The organism is Mycolicibacter heraklionensis (assembly GCF_001021505.1).
Lineage (GTDB): Bacteria > Actinomycetota > Actinomycetes > Mycobacteriales > Mycobacteriaceae > Mycobacterium > Mycobacterium heraklionense.
Map to the genome: position 1 here is coordinate 512,527 of NZ_LDPO01000001.1, position 18,539 is coordinate 531,065.

Below are 18,539 nucleotides of genomic sequence, written 5' to 3' on the forward strand. Positions count from 1 at the left end.
CGGCCGACGATCTGCGCGGTTCCGGTAGCGTCGGGACATGGGTCTGGTCTATTCCAGCGAGATCGAGGCGCCGCGTGACGAGGTCTTCGCCTGGCATGCCAGGCCGGGGGCCTTCACCCGGTTGAGCCCGCCGTGGCAGCCGATGCACCTGCGTAGCGAAGCAGACTCGTTGCGCGACGGCATCGCCGAGCTGACGCTGCCGGGCGGGCTTCGTTGGGTCGCCGAACACCAGGCGGGCGGCTATGACCCGCCTCGGCAATTCGCCGACGAACTCAGCAGCCGCGGCCTGGCGTCACTGCCGGCAAGGTTGGTGATGAAGTGGCGGCACATTCACGAGTTCGACGATCTCGGTGACGGCCGGACGCTGATGACCGACCGGGTCGACACCCCGGTGCCCGGGGCGCTGCTGCGGCCGATGTTCGTCTATCGGCATCGCCAGCTTGCCGATGACCTCGCAGCACACCGGCGCGCCAAAGCCCATGACCTACAGCCCCTTACGGTGGCAGTCAGCGGTGCATCCGGGCTGGTGGGTTCGGCGCTGACCGCGTTCTTGAGCACCGGGGGCCATCGGGTGATCCGGCTGGTGCGGCGTGCCGCGGCCAATCCCGTTGAGCGGCAGTGGAATCCCGACGATCCGGATCGTGACCTGTTGACCGGGGTCGATGCGGTGATCCATCTGGCCGGCGCTTCGATCGCAGGACGCTTCACCGACAAGCATCGCCGCGCTATCCGCGACAGCAGGATCGGGCCGACTCGGAAACTAGCCGAGTTGATCGCCCAGACCACCGATGGACCGACCGCTCTGGTCTGCGCCTCGGCGGTCGGCTATTACGGCTACGACCGCGGCGACGATGTCCTCACCGAGGACAGCGAACGCGGCGACGGTTATCTGGCCGACGTCGTCGCCGCCTGGGAGGGTGCCCTCGCTCCGGCAGAGCAATCCGGTACTCGCGTTGTCCGTATTCGCACCGGCATTGTGCAGTCCCCGCGGGGCGGAACGCTGCGTCTGATGCGGCCGCTGTTCGCAGCGGGACTCGGCGGGCGGCTGGGCAGCGGCCGACAGTGGCTGCCGTGGATCGGGATAGACGACTTGGTCGACATCTATCACCGAGCCCTCTGGGACACCGGACTTTCCGGACCGGTCAATGCCGTCGCTCCGAATCCGGTACGAAACGGCGAATACACCAAGACGTTGGGACGAGTGCTGCGCCGGCCCACGATCCTTCCGGTACCGGGCTTGGGGCCACGATTGCTGCTCGGCGCCCAAGGCGCGCGTGAACTCGCCTGCGCGAGCCAGCGAGTACTGCCGGAGCGCCTGAGCCAGGCCGAACACCGGTTCCGTGCCCCCGAACTCGAACCGCTCCTGCGGCATCTGTTGGGGCGTGCCAGTCGCGCTACGTACTGATCCGCTGATACCGGCGTAGCGCCTCGGCCCGCTCGTGACTATGGTCGACGATCGGCTCCGGGTAATCCGGCGGACGCCCGCGCCGCACTAGGTGGGCATCGGTGACATCGGCCAACTCGGGAACCCAGCGACGCACGTAGGACCCGTCGGGGTCGAACTTTCGGCCCTGCAGCGTCGGGTTGAAAACCCGGAAGTACGGCGACGCATCGGTACCGGTCCCAGCGCACCATTGCCAGCCATGCTGATTGTTGGCCAGATCGCCGTCGACCAACTGATCGAGAAACCAGCGAGCACCCCACTGCCAAGGCAGATGCAGGTCCTTGACCAGGAAAGAGGCCACAATCATTCGTGCGCGGTTGTGCATGAATCCAGTGGCGAGCAGTTCCCGCATGCCCGCGTCGACCAGGGGAAATCCGGTGGTCCCGGCCTTCCAGCGCTCGAAGCGCCGTTGTGCCTCGGCATCGGTATCGGTCTGGATCGAGTCGAACTCGTTGTTCCAGTTCTCCCAGGCACTGCGTGGCCAGTGGTGCAGCACCGCGGCGTAGAAGTCCCGGAAAGCCAACTGCCGCAAATACGCTGACGCTCCTGGGCTGTGGTCGAGGTCGGCGACCATGGTGCGCGGGTGGATGTTGCCGAATTTGAGGTACGCCGACATCCGGCTTGCCCCGTCGCGGCCGAGGAGGTCGCGATCCTGGTCGTAGCGGTCCAACCCGCTGGCCACAAACGCATTCCAGTGCTCACGCGCGGCAGCTTCCCCAGCCGGGATGTCGACCTGCCCGCCGAAGTCGGGGATCTCCACCGGTTGCGTGGTCTTGCCGGACAACGCCGCGGGGTCGATCCAGTGCGCCGATTCGGTCCGTGACAGCGCCGGACGGCGCCAGCCGTGTTCGCGCCACCGCCGAAAGAACGGCGTGAAGACCCGATAGGGGGTGCCGTCGTCTTTGACGACCCGGCCCGGCGAGACCAGGTAGGGCGATCCGGTCGACACCAGCGGGATGCCGCCGAGCGCGGCTTGCACCTGCTCGTCACGACGGCGCCCAAACGGTGCGAAATCTTGCGAGACATGCACGGCCGTCGCCGAGATCTCGGCGGCGAGTTGCGGGATCCGCCGCTGCGGGAGCCCGCGGGTAATCAGAAGCCGGCCACCGAATTCGTCGCGTAGATGACGTAGGCAGTCACCGAGGAACTGCAGTCGGCGCTGCCCCGAGGAGGCCTCCAGCCGTGGGTCCAGCACGAAACAACACAGCACTTCGGAGTCCTCGGCGACAGCAGCCGACAGGGCCGGCAGATCACCTACTCGCAGATCGCGGCGATACCACAGCAGGACCGCCATTCGGCTATGCCTTCGTCCTCAGGCCGGCGACAGCGGCAGCCGCAGCGCACCCGGCGCATCCTCGGGAACGGTCGGGCGTTGTGGCGCCACCGGCGGGATGCGCCGGTACGGATGGCCCAGCGGCGGCCGCGAGTCTGGCTCACCGTTGTTGGGCCAGAACGCCATCGCCCGTTCGGCCTGCGCCGTAATGGTGAACGACGGGTTGACGCCCAGATTGGCGGTGATCGCCGAACCGTCGACCACGTGGACGCCGGGATGTCCGTACGCGCGCTGGTAGGGGTCGATGACCCCAGTATCCGCGGATTCACCGATCGGACAGCCGCCGATGAAGTGCGCCGTCAACGGGATGTTGAGCGCGTCGAGGTAGGTGCCGCCGGCCATCCCGCCGACCTTTTCGGCCATCCGGCGCGCCACCTCGTGGGCGGTCGGGATCCAGTCCGGATTGGGTTCGCCCACACCCTGTTTCGCGGTCATTCGGGTGCCGAACAGACCACGCTTGCGGTAAGTGGTCAGCGAGTTGTCCAGGGACTGCATCACCAGCACGATGATCGAGTGCGCCGAGGCGTTGCGGGGAAACATGCTGTGCAGCATCATCGCCGGGTGGCGTGCGATGGTCAGCATCAACCGGGCGAATCGCCAGGGTCCGCCGTCGATCAGGTGGGTGCCCATCATCGACAGCAGGTTGGAGCCCTTGCCGTAGCGGCACACCTCGACATGGGTGTTGGCTTCCGGGTGGATCGACGAGGTGATCGCCACCCCTTGGGCGAAGTCGTCACGATCGGGCGCGAACACCACCGGCACCTCTTCGGAATTGGTGCGGGTCAGCTCACCCAGGCGTGGCGACAGATGTGGCAGTGATCCGGTGTCGCGCAGCTTGTGCAGCAGCCGCTGGGTGCCCAGCGAGGCCGCCGCGAACACCACCTGGCCCGCGGTGAAGTCCCGCTTGTGCTTGCGCACCCAGCGTCCGGTGCGCACCGTGCTGACCACATAGCCGTCGCCGTCCGGCCGCACATCGGTGACCATCGTCATCGGATGGATCTGGGCGCCGGCGTGCTCGGCCAGATACAGGTAATTGGTCTCGGTGGTGTTCTTCGCGTTGTGCGGACAACCGGTGAAGCACTGCGCGCAGCCGATGCAGCCCGCACGGTCCGGGCCTGCCCCGCCGAAGAACGGGTCCGCGACGGTCATGCCGGGCTCATCACCGAAGAAGACTCCGACGTTGGTCGGGTGGTAGGTGTCCTCAACCCCCAGATCCCGGGCCACCGCCAACAACACCTCATCGGCCGGGGTGGTGTGCGGGGTGGGTGTCACCCCGAGCATCCGGCGAGCCTGTTCGTAATACGGCGCAAGCTCGGCCTTCCAGTCGGTGATGTGCGCCCACTGTGGGTCGGTGTAGAACCGTTCCAATGGTTCGTAGAGGGTGTTGCCGTAGATCAACGAGCCGCCGCCGACCCCGACGGCGCTGGCGATGAACGTCTTGCCCAGCACGGTCAGCCGCTGCGGGCCGAAGCAACCCAGCTTCGGTGCCCACATCGCTTTGCGGACATGCCAGTTGTTGGGCGGGAAATCGGTGGGGGCCCAGCGACGTCCCATGTCCAACACGCCTACGCGGTAACCCTTCTCGGTCAGGCGCAGCGCCGCGACACTGCCGCCGAATCCCGAACCGATCACCACGACGTCGTAGTCATATGTCAATTGGAGGCTCCTGGTGCGTTCGCCCGCGGCGGGCGCGATCGTATGGCGTAGTGAATCACGTTGCGCGTGCGGGTACGAGCAAGATCAGCGATGCCGCCAGGAGCAGGCTGAGACCGACAGCGTTGAGCACCGCGTCACGCGGGCCGTACATATGCAGCATGCCGAGGTGATAGATCAGGTGCAGCGCATTGAAAACCGACCAGCTGATCGCCGTGATCACCACGACAGCGCGGTTGCGCAGGTAGTACACCGCCACGGCGCTGAGCGCCCCGAGCGCGAGAAACATGGCGCCGACATCCTTCACGAAGTGCTCGTTGTACGGGCCGAGCACCGGCAACCACCTCATGCCCATACCGGGAAACGTGCTGTACCAGTGCAGCGGGGCGAAGTATGCCCACAGTCCGAGACTGAGGCCGACGATGGTCAAAACGAGCAGGCACCCGCGATGCACGATGAGGTTCACGCCCGGTAGACGGCGCAGCGAGCGAGTTTGTGACATCGTGGCGCTCAGACGCTGTCCGGTGTCAGCGCAGCCAGCCACTCGGCGTAGGTTTGCCGACCCCTCGGCCCGGGGTCGGTGGGCAGCAAGGCGCCATTGGCCATACCCTTTCCGGCCGCCCCGGGGATCCGCAGTCCGATGACCGGCCGGTGCTGGCCGCGCCGCCGGACCAACTGCCGAACCATGTCGACGACCGACTCCACGCGCGGGCCGGCGAGTTCGGGCGCCATCTGCTGGGGCTCGCCGGTGGCCAAGCCGCACAGGTGGGCGGCGACCTCGCTGACCGCGATGGGCTGCGATTGCATCTTCGGGACCAGCGCGATCGGGCCGGGCACCTGCGCCAGGACTTGGTCGGCGAACTCGTGGAATTGGGCGGCCCGCAGAATCGTCCACGGCACGTTGCCGGCCTTCACCACTTCCTCTTGGTGCAGCTTGCCTTGGTAGTAGCCGGTGTGCACCCGGTCGATGCCGATGATCGACAGCGCGACGTGATGGCGAACCCCGTTGCGCTGTCCGGCGGCCAGCAGATTGGTGGTCGCTGCGCCGAAGGAGCCCCGTGCCTTCTTGGCGTTCATGGTCGCGAAGTCGGAGACGTCGATAACGACCTCGACGCCGTCGAGCGCGGCGTCGATTCCGGTGTTCTGGATCAGGTCAACCCCGTGCGCGCGGGCAAGGATCACCGGCTGGTGCCCCTGGCTGTGGAGATGCTCGACCACTTTGCGGCCGGTCTTGCCGGTACCTCCGGCAACCGCGATCTTCATGAGCTGCTTCTTTCCTGGTAAGCGGCGATCAACGCCATTGTGATCGATGGGGCGCCGTGCGGGCGCCGCTTCGTCGTCTCAGGCGACACGGCGCTCCGACCGCCCACCGCGCACCCCCTGGCGATCCACTAGAGTTCTGTGCACCTGTTCTGACAGGTCCCCCGCCCCCGTAGCTCAGGGGATAGAGCACGGCTCTCCTAAAGCCGGTGTCGCAGGTTCGAATCCTGCCGGGGGCACCAAAGTGCATGTATTACGTCGGGTGATGCTTGACGTTTCGGCTTCGGCTGATTCTTGACGGTGTTTCGGTTGATGCTTGTCAGCTGTTTCGGTTGATCCTTGACACTCCCTGGATGAGGGAGTTGAGCGTGGTTGAGCAGAGGTATCAGGCCGTGATGGCGGTGATCGGTGATGGGTTGTCGATCTCGCAGGTGGCCGAGAAGGTGGGGGTGTCGCGGCAGACGCTGCATGCCTGGTTGGCCCGGTATGAGGCCGAGGGCCTCGACGGGCTCAAGGATCGTTCGCATCGGCCGCGGGGCTGTCCGCATCAGATGGATGCCCATGTCGAGGCGCAGTTGTTGGAGTTGCGTCGGTCGCGGCCGTATTGGGGGCCGCGCCGGTTGGTGTTCGAGTTGGCCAAGCGTGGTGTTAGGCCGGTGCCTTCGGAGTCGGCGGCCTATCGGGCGTTGGTGCGGGCAGCCATGATCGACCCGGGCGTGCGTGATCGGCGTTCGCGTAAGTGGAAACGTTGGGAACGCGGCGCGGCGATGCAACTGTGGCAGATGGACGTCGTCGGCGGGTTCCCGCTGGCCGATGGCACCAGTGCCAAGGCACTGACCGGTGTCGATGATCATTCCCGGATGTGCGTCTGTGCGCACCTGATGAGCCGGGAACGGACCCGGGCGGTCTGCGAGGGGTTACGGGCGGCGCTGGCGCGTTATGGGGCTCCCGAGCAGATCCTGACCGACAACGGCAAGGTGTTCACCGGGCGATTCAATCACCCACCGGTGGAGGTGCTCTTCGATGCGATCTGCCGCCACAGCGGCATCGAACATCTGTTGACCCAACCCCGCAGTCCCACGACGACGGGCAAGATTGAGCGTTTCCACCGCAGCTTGCGTGCTGAATTCCTGAGCACCCAAAAGCCTTTCAGCAATCTCAGGGCCGCGCAGCTGGCGTTGAATGAGTGGGTCGACTATTACAACACCGCCCGCCCGCACCAAGGAATCGACATGCTCACCCCGGCCCAACGATTCACCCCGGGCGTGACCGGCACGGCGGTGAGCCCACCGATCAACCGCACCGATCGCAGCGGTGATGACTGGGTGTCGCGTCGGGTCACCACCAACGGGGTCGTCAGTGTCGCCTGGCAGCAAGTCAGCGTCGGCGCCCACCACGCCGGCTCACGCTGCGACATCCACGTCGACGGGGATCTACTGCGGTTTTACATCGGCGACGATCTGGTCAAGACCGCCGCACGAACCAGCCGCGGCGAGGTAAGAAACAAACGGGCCTTCCGCACCCGCGAACAGGCCCAATCACTAACCTAGAGTGTCAACGATCAACCGAAGAAGATCCGTCAAGCATCAACCGAGGTTGAACAGCAAAGTGCACCAAATGGGCACCAAAGTGCGCTGCATGACGGGGCGCGACTATTACTTCCAGAAGGCGTTCATGGGCTGGGCGTACATGTCGTTGTCAGTGAGCGGAGCCAGGGTTCCCGGCGAGGTACGCAGCGCGTCTTCAATCGTGGCCATCAGGCTGTACTCGTTGTAGTAGTCGTCGGTGGTGAAGTTGCCGGACTGCATCCCGCCGGCCACCGCACCCGCGCTCGGGATGACGATCATCGGAACGTTATTGCCTTGGTTGCCGAAGCCCAGTGAGAGGTTGTTGTTGTCCTCGTCCGTGGTGACGATGATGACGTCCCGCTCGTTCGGGTCAGTCCACGTCTTCGAGTTCTCGATGGTAGAGACCTCCTGCTGGACGAACTGGTCGGCGGCCGCGACGTTGTACTGATGGTCTCCAACCTGGGTGGCAATGAACTGGAGAATGCCACTAAGCGAGTCGACCGGGCCCTCCCCGTTGTTGTCCTCGTTGGCGGCGATCCAGGTGAATCCGGGGAAGGTGCTGGGGTCATTGAGGTCGGTGGACAACTGCGTCAGCGGAAGCAGGTGGTCCTGCAGGTAGTCAGGGGTGTTGCCGTAGACATAGCCGAATTGCGCGAACGGCAGTTCGTCAGCGGAGTAGTCACCGGATGATACGAGGTCACCGGCGGTCGGCATGCTCTGCGCATAGCCGGCCCACGAAATGCCCGCCTGGTCCATCTCCTGCATGAGGTTCGGGGCGTCGATGGAGTTCAAAGCGGAGTTGTAATCGATGCCGAAGTCCGAGCCTCCCAGGATCCGGAAGTAGTTGGGGTCGCTGGGATGGCCCAGCGCGTAGTAGTTGTCGTCATAGCCGTAGGTGTTGATCAGGCTGTTCATGTACGGCGCATTGGGGCTGCCGACGATATCGGCGGCACCTTTGTTCTCCATGTAGATGACGAACACGTGGTCCAGTTGGCCGACGTCGGACACCGGTGCGACCAGCGGTGCGGCGCTGAGGCTGGGATCGCCGACCGTGAACGACTCGTTGTCGGCGTAGGCGCCGTTGTAATTGCCCAGGACCCAGTCCCGGTCGGTGAAGGTGGTGGTCACCTGCGCGGAGACGGCGCCCTCGGGGACCGTACCGGTGATGGAACCGTCCTCTAGTCCGGTGAAGCCCAGGCGATCCCACACCGAGACCGGTGCGAGCGCGCCGGTGCCCACCACGGCTCCGTTGGCGTCGTAGAAGGTGACCTGCACCGCGGCCGAGGACGGATCCCAGCCCTGTCCACCGAGATCCGCGCTCAGCGCATACGGCGTTCCGGCCGCACCGGTGACATCGACGGTCTGGCTGATGCTCGACGTGCCCACCGGTCCGCCACCGGCGAAATTGTCACCGGCGCCCGACGGCGCGCTCTGCGGAAAGCTCGACCATGCCGGGATGGGAGCCGACACCGGCGACGGATAACCCATCGGGGTGCCGTAGGCGATCACGGTCGGGGTGCCGGTCTCGGTCCAGCCCGGGATGGTCACCCCGCTGTAGCCCGACCCGGACGGATCTGCTGTCTCAAAACTGGGATTGACCAGCAAGTTCTGACTCATCGCTTGCGCATCGGCGCTGGCCGCGCCAACCGGGTCAAGGCTGTTGAGCCAGCTGACGAGCTCGGTGTCCGTCTGCGACCCCAACACCGTGTTGACCGAGCCCATCTCCAGGAAACTCGTCATCGCATTGAGGACCTGGTCGATGAGCATGTCGAAATCGTCGGCATGGGCGTCGGGCGCAGACGTCAGCTGCCCCAGTCCCAGCACGGCAAACGCTCCGATCGCGCCCGCCATCCCGATTCTGAGACGCTGAACAGCCATGGGGCTGACGATCCTCAGGCGGCACTAGGCTGTCAAGAAGCTTCAGCTAACACGATTCAAAGCCACAGCAAGCCCGCAGACTCAACCGCAACGTCAGGGTTCAGCTGAACAGATCCGCCAGGCTGAAGCTCGGCGTCGAGGCGATCAGATCCGACATGTTCGCCCACTGCTGGGCTGCCTGGGCACTCAGTTCGGTCGGCCAGTCGTCGTTGCCGCTCAGGATCACCGTCGCGAAGTCGTCACGGGCGTTGAGCAGCCCGGCCAGGATGCTGGTGTTCGGGTTGAACAGCGCGTCGTCGATGGCCGTGATGAACATCTGCGGCATCAGTACCGACATAGCGGTCTGGGCCAGCGCCAGCGTGATCGGCAGAGTGATGTCGCTGGTCAGCACCGGCAGCGCGTTCCACACCGAGGTCAGGCTCTCCATCGGGTGGTCCATGATGCTGCGCATGACGGCATCCCAGTCGGGGCTGAGCGCGTCGGTGAACCGCAGCTCGATCGGGGTGGAGGGCTGGCTGCCGAACACCGACTCGAAGTTATCGCTGCCCATCAGCGCCGACAGCGCGTTGAGCTCCAGATGCTGCAGCACCCAGGCAGGCTGGGCATGGATCCGGGACACGTCCAGCGCGTAGTCATACGACATCACCCGCCGGGCCATGTCGGCGGCGAACTCCTCCGGGCTGACGGTCGGAGTGTCGCTGGGCAGGTACTGGGCGATATCGCCGACCGGCACCACCTGCGCCGTCACCCCCAGGCCGATCGCGGCGTCACGGTCGTCGACGTTCTCGAAGCGCGCGAAGATCTCACCCGTGGTGAGTCCGCCGGTGTCGAGCCAGTTGGCCACACCCGGATTCGTCGCGCTCACAACGTAATAGGTGTAGCCGTCGTCGGCGTGGAAGGTGGTGGTGTGGTTGAGGGTGGTCTGGGCCATGACGTAGGGCAGCGCACCGCCGTAGACGTTCATCAACTCGATGCCGCTGTAGGCCGCCTCCACGTTCGGCACCTTCAGGATCAGCGCCTCACCGGGATCCAGATCCCAGTTGCCGCCGGTGACGACCGCGGACTCCAGACCGACTCCGTAGCTGGTCTCCGGTGCCAGCGTCATCATCGTGTTGGCGGGCACCTCCATACCCACCGATGCCCCACCTTCGATGCTGCGCTGGTTGAACGGGACGACGATCTGGGCGAAGGCGTTGAACAGCATGTTCAACACGTCATCGACCGAGCCGATCTTGGCCGGCTCGGTCGGCACGTCGGTTCCGCCTCCCTCGGTGGGGAAGAATCCGCCGGCTGGAATGGAGAAGAACGGCGGGCAGTCGGCCACACATTGCAGGCTGAGGCTGGCCGGGCCCTTGGCCCAGTCGCCCGTCATGTCGCGGATCAGCAGGGACGCCGCACCCCCGACGGTGGCGTCGGTTGAGTCCAAGAAGTTGACCGCACCCGCCGGCGCTTCCGGTCCGATGTAGATGGTGAAGTTGCCGTTGGCGTCGACCACCAGCCCGTGGTTGAGTTCCAGGTCCTCAATGGTGTGGGCCGTGGCACCGGTGACGGCCATAGTGCTGATCGACATGTGCTCGGTCGCCCCACCGAGGGTTCCGGTGAGTACGTAGGTCGCACCGGGAGCCAGCCCCGCGGTGACGTGGTAGTTGATGTCGGGGGTGAAGTAGTCGAAGTATTGACGCGAGTCGGCGACGTTCCCGGCGACCACTTCCGGTGATTGGAAGAACACCCCGTTGAACAACTCGGTGACGCGCGACAATCCGGTGGTGATCAGTTGGTAGTTGGTGTTGCGCAGCATCGTCATCAGCGTGTCCGCGTCGCCGGGCGAGGCATACGGCAGCGCCAGGTCGTTGGCCTGCGCCTGCCTCATAGCCGCAAGCAGGTCATCGAGGGCCTGCTGATATCCCGCGGTCAACGTGACCGCGGGTGCGACGTTGCCGGCAGTGACCAACGGGGTGCCCACCACCATCGACAGCGCGCTGCCGACCGCCGCGGCGGCGATCCCCAGCCGCGTCCCGTGGACCGACGACAGGAACCGGGAGACCCCCGAAGGACCTTGCGCTTCCGTGCTGCCCGTCATGTCCACGGTCACTACGCCCCCGATCTCGTTAACCATTTTCTCGTTTTACTCACGGTGAATTTTTATTTTCCGACCCTACGTCGGGTCCGCAGGAGGTGCAATAGTCGCCGCACACCCCAGCGGCCGTGTCGCGAAACCGGTTGCCCACATCGGCCGGTACCGCCAGGTAGGTTGCGCTGCATGTCCACGCGATGGCTTTGCACGTTCGGTGCGGTGACGGCGGCCCTGGTCCTGAGCGGATGCGGGCTGACGGTGACGAAGACCGGCACCGACCCGGTGGCGAACCTGGCCCCACGCAGCACTCCCAACGGCATGGTGCTGGTGTCGCCGGACAACTTCGTGCGGGCTGTCACGGACCAGGAATTCACCAATATCGTCAACGAGAACGGCTTCGGCCGCTTCTTCCACATGCGCGACGTCACCCCGGTCGACCGGCAGCTGGTGGTGCGCTCCAACCGGGACACCTTGTACTCGGCGGCGGTCTTCGACCTGCAGGCCAGTCCGGTAACGCTGACGCTGCCCGACCCTGGTCAGCGGTACATGTCGGCACAAGTCATCAGCCAGGACGAATACGTCACGGACATGTTCTACGGCGGCGGCGAGCACACCCTGGATCAGAAGCATGTCGGAACCCGCTATGTGGCCGTCGCCGTACGCATCCTGGCCAACCCCAACGATCCCGCCGACCTGGCCGCGGCACACCGATTGCAGGACGCGATCACGGCGAGTCAAGACGACACGGGCAGCTTCGATGTCCCCCGGTGGGACCCGGTCAGCCAGAAGAAGGTCAACGACGCGTTGTTGGAGCTGGCCCAGACCATCCCCGACACCCGGGGCATGTTCGGCACCGAGGCCGACACCGACCCGGTGCGGCATTTGATCGGGGCGGCCGCGGCGTGGGGCGGCAACTCCGAGCAGGAGGCGCTGTACCTCAATGTCACCCCGGCCCGCAACGATGGCAACACGGTGTACCGCCTGACCGTCAAAGATGTTCCGGTGAAAGCCTTCTGGTCGGTCACCGTCTACAACAAGAACGGCTACTTCACGGAGAATCCGCAGCAGGCGTACTCGGTCAACGACATCACCGCGGACAAAGCAGCGGACGGATCGGTGACCGTGCAGTTCGGCGGCTGTTCGGACGACGTCCCCAACTGCCTGCCCACCACACCGGGATGGAACTACCTGGTCCGGCTCTACCAGCCGGAGAAGGAGATCCTGTCGGGCAAGTGGGTCTTCCCGGCGGCGCAACCCGAAGAGTCGGCGAGCGGCGAGACCCGGTCTCCGGCGTCGACGCCCACTCCGGCGCCCAGCCCCGCGCCCCCGCCGTCGCGGCCGGCACGCTGAGGGCAGGGCACGCACTCGGCAAAGCCGGTTGAGGAGGTAGTTGGTGGACAAGCAGTTTCGCTTCGGCGTGGGCCTGAACCCGATCCGGTCGGCGACCGAACTCGCCGAGACCGCACGGCGGCTGGAGGGTTTCGGATTCGATGTCCTGCACGTGCCCGACCATCTTGGCGCCCCGGCCCCCTTCCCGGTGCTGGTGGCCGCCGCGGCGGCCACCTCGACGATCCGGGTGGGCACCTACGTGCTCAACGCCTGCTTCTACAAGCCGGCGCTGCTGACCCGCGACATCGCCGACACCGATGTGCTGTCGGGTGGACGGCTGGAGGTGGGCCTGGGCGCCGGCTACGTCCGCGCGGAGTTCGAGGCCGCCGAGCTGCCCTTTCCGAGCGCCGGTCGTCGCATCGAGTACCTCGAGCACGTGACGAAATACGTAGCGGCGCATCAGCCGCGCGTGCCCATCCTGATCGCCGGCAGTGGTGATCGGCTGCTCACCGTGGCAGCTCGCCACGCCGACATCATCGGATTGACCGGGGCGCGGGTGGACGGTGCCGCCGATCCCCTGGCCGAGCGGATCGGCTTCGTCCGCGCGGCCGCCGGCAACCGGTTCGACGCCCTCGAACTCAACCTGGCCATCACCGCGGTGCCGACCGACGGCTCCGGGGTGCCCAATCTGTCGCTTACCCGCCGATTCGCGCCGAGCCTGTCGGATGAGGAACTGCTGGCTTCACCGGCCGTGTTGTCGGGATCCGTTCACGACATGGCCGACACGCTGCGTGAGCTCCGCCGTCGCTACGGGATCAGCTACTTCACCGTCCAGCAGGAACACGCCGAAGCCTTCGCCGAGGTCATCGCCGCACTGCGGTGACCAGCGCCCACACCGAACAACCCAGTGCCCCCGCCACCGCGACGGCGCCGATGTAGAGCCCGTAACCGGCGGTGATCGGCGCGACGACGTTCAGCCGGTAATACCAAATGCCCAGCGCAGCGATGACCGCAGAGTCCAGCACTGCGACAATCGCGGCCAGCCGGGTGAAGAGTTCCCGGGCCACCATCGCGCCGGCCACCAGCAGGACGGCGGCCAGCAGCACGATCAGCTGGCCGACACCGAAGCGGGGCGGCAGCGCGATGGCACCGGCACTGCCGCCGATCGCACTGGCATGCCCGCCGCCGTTGGCCGACGTGATGAGCCATGGCAGCCACGCACTACCCGACAGCAGGGTCGCGCACAGCGCAATCAGCCAACCGGGTCGCCAGCGAGTCATGTTGTGACACTAGCCCGCATCAACCAGCACGCCGCGGCGCGGCATCGTCAATGTTCTGGTCAGGCCGAGCCGCGCCAGGAATTCGTCGTCGTGACTCACCACGATGAAGGCTCCGCGATAGCCCGCGAGCGCGTCGACGAGCTGACCGACGCTGGCCAGGTCGAGGTTGTTGGTCGGTTCATCGAGCAGCAACAGCTGCGCCGGTGGATCGGCGAGCAGCAGTTGGGCCAGCGCGACGCGGAATCGTTCACCACCGGACAGCGTGCCGACCGGCCGGGCCACACAGTCGGCGTCCAGCAGGAACCGGGCCAGTTGGGCCCGCACCGCCCGCGGCTCGCTGTCCGAGACCGCCGACACGGCATCGAACGCGGACACGGTGTCGTTCAGATGGTCCAGGCGCTGCGGAAGGTATCCGACCCGGTCGGTGAGCAGGCGCCCGGTCGCGCCCGCCAGCAGTGCGTCCAGCAGCGACGTCTTGCCCACCCCGTTCGGGCCGTCGAGGGCGATGCGTTCTGGCCCTTGCACGACGATCGGCCCGTCGACGCCCGGCAGTTCGGCCAGCCGGCGGCTGTTGGGCACCTCCGGGTCCGGCAGGTCGACGCGAATGTGTTCGTCGTGGCGGACCCGTGCGGACGCGACGTCCAAGTCGGCCTGGGCATCACGGACCCGCCCGTCAAGGTGCCCGCGCAGCTTGCCCGCCGAAACCTGGGCATTGGCAGCGTTCTGGTTCATCACAATCTTCGCGGCGCGCTTGTTCTGGCGGGCGACCTGGGCCGCCCGGTTGCGTCGGGCGAGTTTGGTCTCGGCTTCCACGCGTTGACGCTTCTCCACCCTGACGACCTGCTCTGCGGTGCGGGCAGCTGTTCGGGCGGCGGCCTGCTCAGCATCCAGGTGCACCCGCCAGGCGCTGTAGGGGCCGCCGAAGGTGGTGAGCCGCCCGTCGTAAAGCTCCGCGGTGCCGTCCATCTGCTCCAACAGCGCGGTGTCATGGCTGGCCACGATCAGCGCCCCCGGCCAGGCGTCCACCAGCCGCGCCAGCGCGGACCGCGCGGCACGGTCGAGGTTGTTGGTCGGCTCGTCGAGCAGGGTGATCGGGGCGGCCGCCAGGCGCAGCCCGGTCAACGCCACCAGCATGGCCTCCCCGCCGGACAGTTCGGCAACCCGGCGATCGAGGTCGCCCGAGGAAAACCCGATGTCGCGCAAGGCCGCATCGGCGCGGAATTCGATGTCCCAGTCGTCGCCGACCAGCTCGAAATGCTTCTCGGCGGCATCGCCGCTTTCGATCGCCCGCAGTGCGGCGAGTCGATCGGCAACGCCGAGCAGCTCGGCGACCGAAGCCCCGGCGTCCAGCGTGAGCAGCTGCGGCAGATAGGCCACCCGGCCGGCCGTCGTGATGCGCCCGGTTGTCGCCCTGAGTTCTCCGGCGATGAGCCGAAGCAGGGTGGATTTGCCAGCGCCGTTGGCCCCCACCAGACCGGTCCGGCCGGTGCCGAACGAACCGGTGACGCCGGCCAGCGCGGTACTGCCGTCGGGCCAGGTGAGGCCGACATCGGTCAGGGTGACGACAGCATGGGAGTCAAAAGAAGGTAGGGACATGAGGTCTCCGGGAAGGTCAGCGGGAGCGCTGACAACCGGGACCGGACTACGGCAACTCGTCGGTGATCAGCGCGCGTACAGCGGCGTGAGACCGGCGATGCCTGTCATTCCATGACCTCCTGTGCAGGGACGTCCCATACGGGGACGCCCGCCACCCTAGCTGCGGGAGGACTGCACGTGCAACCGATTAACCCGACGCGAACACGGTGACGAACTTGCGCAACGACTCGTTGATGTCGCTCTTGAGCGCGGCGGCCACCAGCATGCCGATCGGGCCGAACAACGCCGGACCGCCCAGGTGCACGTCGAAACTGACCTTGGAGCCGTCGCCCTCCGGCGAGACCTTGGCGAGCAGCTTGATCTTGACCCCGCCCTTACCGTCGCCGTTGAGCGTCATCCCGGTGGGCGGCTTGTAGTTCACGATCGTCCACCTGACCTTGTTGAGCATGCCCTTGACCTCGACGATCGACTCCAGCGTCGTGCCCTTGTCGAGGGTCTCGGGCAGCACACTGCGCCACACCCGGTGAATGGTCAGCCACTCTTTGTAGCGGGACAGATCCGAGGCGTGCGTCCAGGCCTGTTCGGGAGGCAGCGGGACGTCGATGGATCCGGAGAGCTTGGCCATGTCGTTCTTTCCCCTTGTGTCACGGATTATCGCTGGGACATTGTGGTCGTTGCCGATTCCCGCCACAACTTCGGCCGCTCACCGAGCATGCCGCCCCGGGCCCACCACATCGCCTCGATGGCGGCCGCACCGAGCGCGCCGATACCGAGCGCCAGCAGCGTCAGGGCCACGTTGGAGGGGTCCAGCAAGAACTTCTCCCGGGTCAGCGGCATCGCGAAGATCGCCACATAGGCCAACCCGCAGCAGATCACCAACAGCAGCCGCCACCATTGATAGGGCCGCGCCACCACCGCCAGCACCCATCCCGCCGTGGTCAGCAACGTGATCAACGCACTGGTGGACGCCTGGATCTGCTGGACCGACGTGGCTTCGCTGCCGCGGTAGGCCACCAGGTAGGAGGCGAATGTGGCGACGCCCACCACCACGCCGGCCGGCAGCGCCCCGCTCATCACCCGCCGTACGAATCCGGGGTGCGCCCGCTCGTTGTTCGGCGCGAGCGACAGGATGAACGCCGGGATGCCGATGGTGAACCACGCAGCGACCGTGACGTGGATCGGCTGGAACGGATACAGCAATGGTTTGGTGCCGAACAGTGCCGACGCCAACCCGACCAACCCGACCAGCAGTGCCAGCAGCACGGAATACACCGTTTTGGTCAAGAACAGGTTCGCCACCCGCTCGATGTTGCCGATCACCCGGCGACCCTCGCCCACCACGTAGGGCAGGGTGGCGAATTTGTTGTCCAGCAACACGATCTGTGCCACCGAGCGCGCCGCCGAGCTCCCCGCCCCCATGGCGACACCGATGTCGGCATCCTTGAGCGCCAGCACATCGTTGACGCCGTCGCCGGTCATCGCCACCGTGTGGTCGTGCGCCTGCAAGGCGTGCACCATGGCCCGCTTCTGATCCGGGCGCACCCGGCCGAACACGGTGTGTTCCTCCACTGCGCCGGCCAGTTGGTCCGGTTCGGACGGCAGTTTGCGGGCATCTATCGCGTCCCCGGACAGCCCCAGCTCGGCGGCCACCGCACCCACCGAGACCGCGTTGTCGCCGGAAATGACCTTCACCGAGACTTCCTGCGCGGCAAAGTAATCCAGGGTGTCCCGGGCGTCGGGTCGGATCCGCTGTTCCAGCACCACCAGCGCCGCCGGGGTCACCCGTCCCGGGGCGTCGGGATGGTCGACGGGCTGGTCGCAGACGCCCAGCAGCAGCACCCGCAGGCCGCGCGCCCCGATCCGTTCGGCCTGCTCAGCGGCCGCCGATGACGGTTCGAGCAGCACGTCGGGAGCACCGATCACCCAGTTGCCGTGCTCCCCGTACGAGACACCGCTCCATTTGGTCGCCGACTTGAACGGGGCGCAGGCGCTGGACGTCCAGCCCGGCGAGGTGGGGAACGCCTCGGCGATGGCCTGGATGCTGGCGTTGGGGCGGGCATCGTCGGCGGCCAGCGCGGCCAGCGCTTGGCGTACCGGAAGGCCTTCGCCGCCATCGAGTTCGGTGACCTCCGACACCCGCATCCCGTTCTCGGTGAGGGTGCCGGTCTTGTCGGCGCAGACGACGTCGACGCGGGCCAGTCCTTCGATCGCGGGCAGTTCCTGCACCAGGCACTGCCGTTGCCCAAGCCGCACCACACCGACCGCGAACGCCAGCGAGGTCATCAGCACCAGGCCTTCGGGAACCATCGGCACCAGGGCGCCCACCATCGCCAGCACCGACGCTCGCCAGCCCACGTCGGTGGTGAACAGCTGCGTGTAGATGATCAACAGGCCGGCCGGAATCAACAGGTAGGTGATGAATTTCAGGATCTGGTTGATACCGCTGCGCAGTTCGGATTTCACCAGCGTGAACTTGCTGGCCTCCTCGGCCAGTTTGGCGGCGTACGCCTCGCGACCAACCCGGGTGGCCCGGTAGGCACCGCTGCCGGAGATCACGAAGCTGCCCGACATCACCTGGTCGCCAAGATCTTTGCCGATCGGGTCGGCTTCACCGGTGAGCAGGGACTCGTCGACCTCCAGGTCGGATGACTCGATGACCTCGCCGTCGACGACGATCTGGTCGCCGGGACCCAGCTCGATGACGTCGTCGAGCACCACCTCGGCCGGCGGGAGCTGCTGCGTCCCGGACTGCCTGCGCACCAACGGTTTCGCTTGGCCGACGATAGCCAGCTTGTCCAACGTCTGTTTGGCCCGGATCTCCTGCACCATTCCGATGACGCTGTTGAAGACGATGAGTAACCCGAACAGCCCGTTGATCAGTGAGCCGGTGGCGAGCACGATGACCAACAGCACTCCGAGGATCGCGTTGATCCGGGTGAAGACGTTGGCCCGGATGATCTCGGGGATGCTGCGCGCGGCTCGGGCAGGGATGTCGTTGGTCTGGCCCTGCGCGACCCGCTGGGCGACTTGCGCGTCGGTGAGGCCTGCGGTTCGCGCTGTGGTCAACGGGTGAACCTTCCCAGCTTGTCGTGATCGACGTACGCCAAACCACCGGCCAGCACAG

14 protein-coding genes and 1 tRNA gene are annotated in these 18,539 nt (G+C 66.3%); 5 read left to right on the forward strand and 10 right to left on the reverse strand.

Going from position 1 to position 18,539, the window contains the following annotated elements; all coding sequences use genetic code 11:
- Positions 1-37: 37 nt before the first annotated feature.
- A complete protein-coding gene (locus tag ABW16_RS02545; protein WP_047317498.1) occupies positions 38-1,405 on the forward strand; it encodes a TIGR01777 family oxidoreductase in 1,368 nt (455 codons plus the stop codon).
- Here ABW16_RS02545 and ABW16_RS02550 read toward each other — a convergent pair.
- From ABW16_RS02550 to ABW16_RS02565, 4 genes are read right to left on the reverse strand one after another with little or no spacing between them, the layout of a single operon-like run.
- On the reverse strand, positions 1,395-2,738 hold the full coding sequence (locus ABW16_RS02550) for a cryptochrome/photolyase family protein (protein WP_047317499.1): 1,344 nt from the start codon (positions 2,736-2,738) through the stop codon (positions 1,395-1,397). The two genes, ABW16_RS02545 and ABW16_RS02550, sit on opposite strands and share 11 nt — an antisense overlap.
- Before the next feature lie 18 nt (positions 2,739-2,756).
- Positions 2,757-4,433 (reverse strand): GMC oxidoreductase, encoded by a 1,677-nt coding sequence (locus ABW16_RS02555; protein WP_047317500.1) that lies wholly within the window; start codon positions 4,431-4,433, stop codon positions 2,757-2,759.
- A gap of 55 nt (positions 4,434-4,488) precedes the next feature.
- On the reverse strand, positions 4,489-4,896 hold the full coding sequence (locus tag ABW16_RS02560) for a hypothetical protein (RefSeq protein WP_082133910.1): 408 nt from the start codon (positions 4,894-4,896) through the stop codon (positions 4,489-4,491).
- 44 nt (positions 4,897-4,940) lie between these two features.
- Positions 4,941-5,693, reverse strand: a complete 753-nt coding sequence (locus ABW16_RS02565) for an SDR family oxidoreductase (RefSeq protein ID WP_047317502.1) — start codon at positions 5,691-5,693, stop codon at positions 4,941-4,943.
- A 163-nt stretch (positions 5,694-5,856) separates the two neighbouring features.
- Here ABW16_RS02565 and ABW16_RS02570 point away from each other — a divergent pair.
- Positions 5,857-5,932 (forward strand) — tRNA-Arg (locus tag ABW16_RS02570).
- A gap of 111 nt (positions 5,933-6,043) precedes the next feature.
- On the forward strand, positions 6,044-7,240 hold the full coding sequence (locus tag ABW16_RS02575; RefSeq protein WP_047317503.1) for an IS481 family transposase: 1,197 nt from the start codon (positions 6,044-6,046) through the stop codon (positions 7,238-7,240).
- Positions 7,241-7,345: 105 nt separating this feature from the next.
- Here the strand turns inward: ABW16_RS02575 and ABW16_RS02580 are convergent, their stop codons facing one another.
- Together ABW16_RS02580 and ABW16_RS02585 are read right to left on the reverse strand one after the other, a co-directional pair.
- Complete coding sequence (locus tag ABW16_RS02580) at positions 7,346-9,136, reverse strand: alkaline phosphatase family protein (RefSeq protein WP_082133911.1); 1,791 nt, start codon at positions 9,134-9,136, stop codon at positions 7,346-7,348.
- 100 nt (positions 9,137-9,236) lie between these two features.
- Complete coding sequence (locus ABW16_RS02585) at positions 9,237-11,252, reverse strand: hypothetical protein (RefSeq protein WP_233424675.1); 2,016 nt, start codon at positions 11,250-11,252, stop codon at positions 9,237-9,239.
- 285 nt (positions 11,253-11,537) lie between these two features.
- Here ABW16_RS02585 and ABW16_RS02590 point away from each other — a divergent pair, with 285 nt between their 5' ends.
- Together ABW16_RS02590 and ABW16_RS02595 are read left to right on the forward strand one after the other, a co-directional pair.
- On the forward strand, positions 11,538-12,560 hold the full coding sequence (locus ABW16_RS02590) for a DUF1214 domain-containing protein (RefSeq protein ID WP_047317719.1): 1,023 nt from the start codon (positions 11,538-11,540) through the stop codon (positions 12,558-12,560).
- A 43-nt stretch (positions 12,561-12,603) separates the two neighbouring features.
- Positions 12,604-13,422: an LLM class F420-dependent oxidoreductase gene (locus ABW16_RS02595; protein WP_047317504.1), complete on the forward strand. Its 819-nt coding sequence runs from the start codon at positions 12,604-12,606 to the stop codon at positions 13,420-13,422.
- Here ABW16_RS02595 and ABW16_RS02600 read toward each other — a convergent pair.
- From ABW16_RS02600 to ABW16_RS02615, 4 genes are all read right to left on the reverse strand, one after another.
- Positions 13,403-13,819: a hypothetical protein gene (locus tag ABW16_RS02600; RefSeq protein ID WP_047317505.1), complete on the reverse strand. Its 417-nt coding sequence runs from the start codon at positions 13,817-13,819 to the stop codon at positions 13,403-13,405. The two genes, ABW16_RS02595 and ABW16_RS02600, sit on opposite strands and share 20 nt — an antisense overlap.
- Positions 13,820-13,828: 9 nt before the next feature.
- Complete coding sequence (locus ABW16_RS02605; RefSeq protein ID WP_047317506.1) at positions 13,829-15,415, reverse strand: ABC-F family ATP-binding cassette domain-containing protein; 1,587 nt, start codon at positions 15,413-15,415, stop codon at positions 13,829-13,831.
- Between the two features lie 187 nt (positions 15,416-15,602).
- Complete coding sequence (locus tag ABW16_RS02610) at positions 15,603-16,040, reverse strand: type II toxin-antitoxin system Rv0910 family toxin (RefSeq protein ID WP_047317507.1); 438 nt, start codon at positions 16,038-16,040, stop codon at positions 15,603-15,605.
- A gap of 26 nt (positions 16,041-16,066) precedes the next feature.
- Positions 16,067-18,481: a cation-translocating P-type ATPase gene (locus tag ABW16_RS02615; protein WP_047317508.1), complete on the reverse strand. Its 2,415-nt coding sequence runs from the start codon at positions 18,479-18,481 to the stop codon at positions 16,067-16,069.
- Positions 18,482-18,539 lie beyond the last annotated feature (58 nt).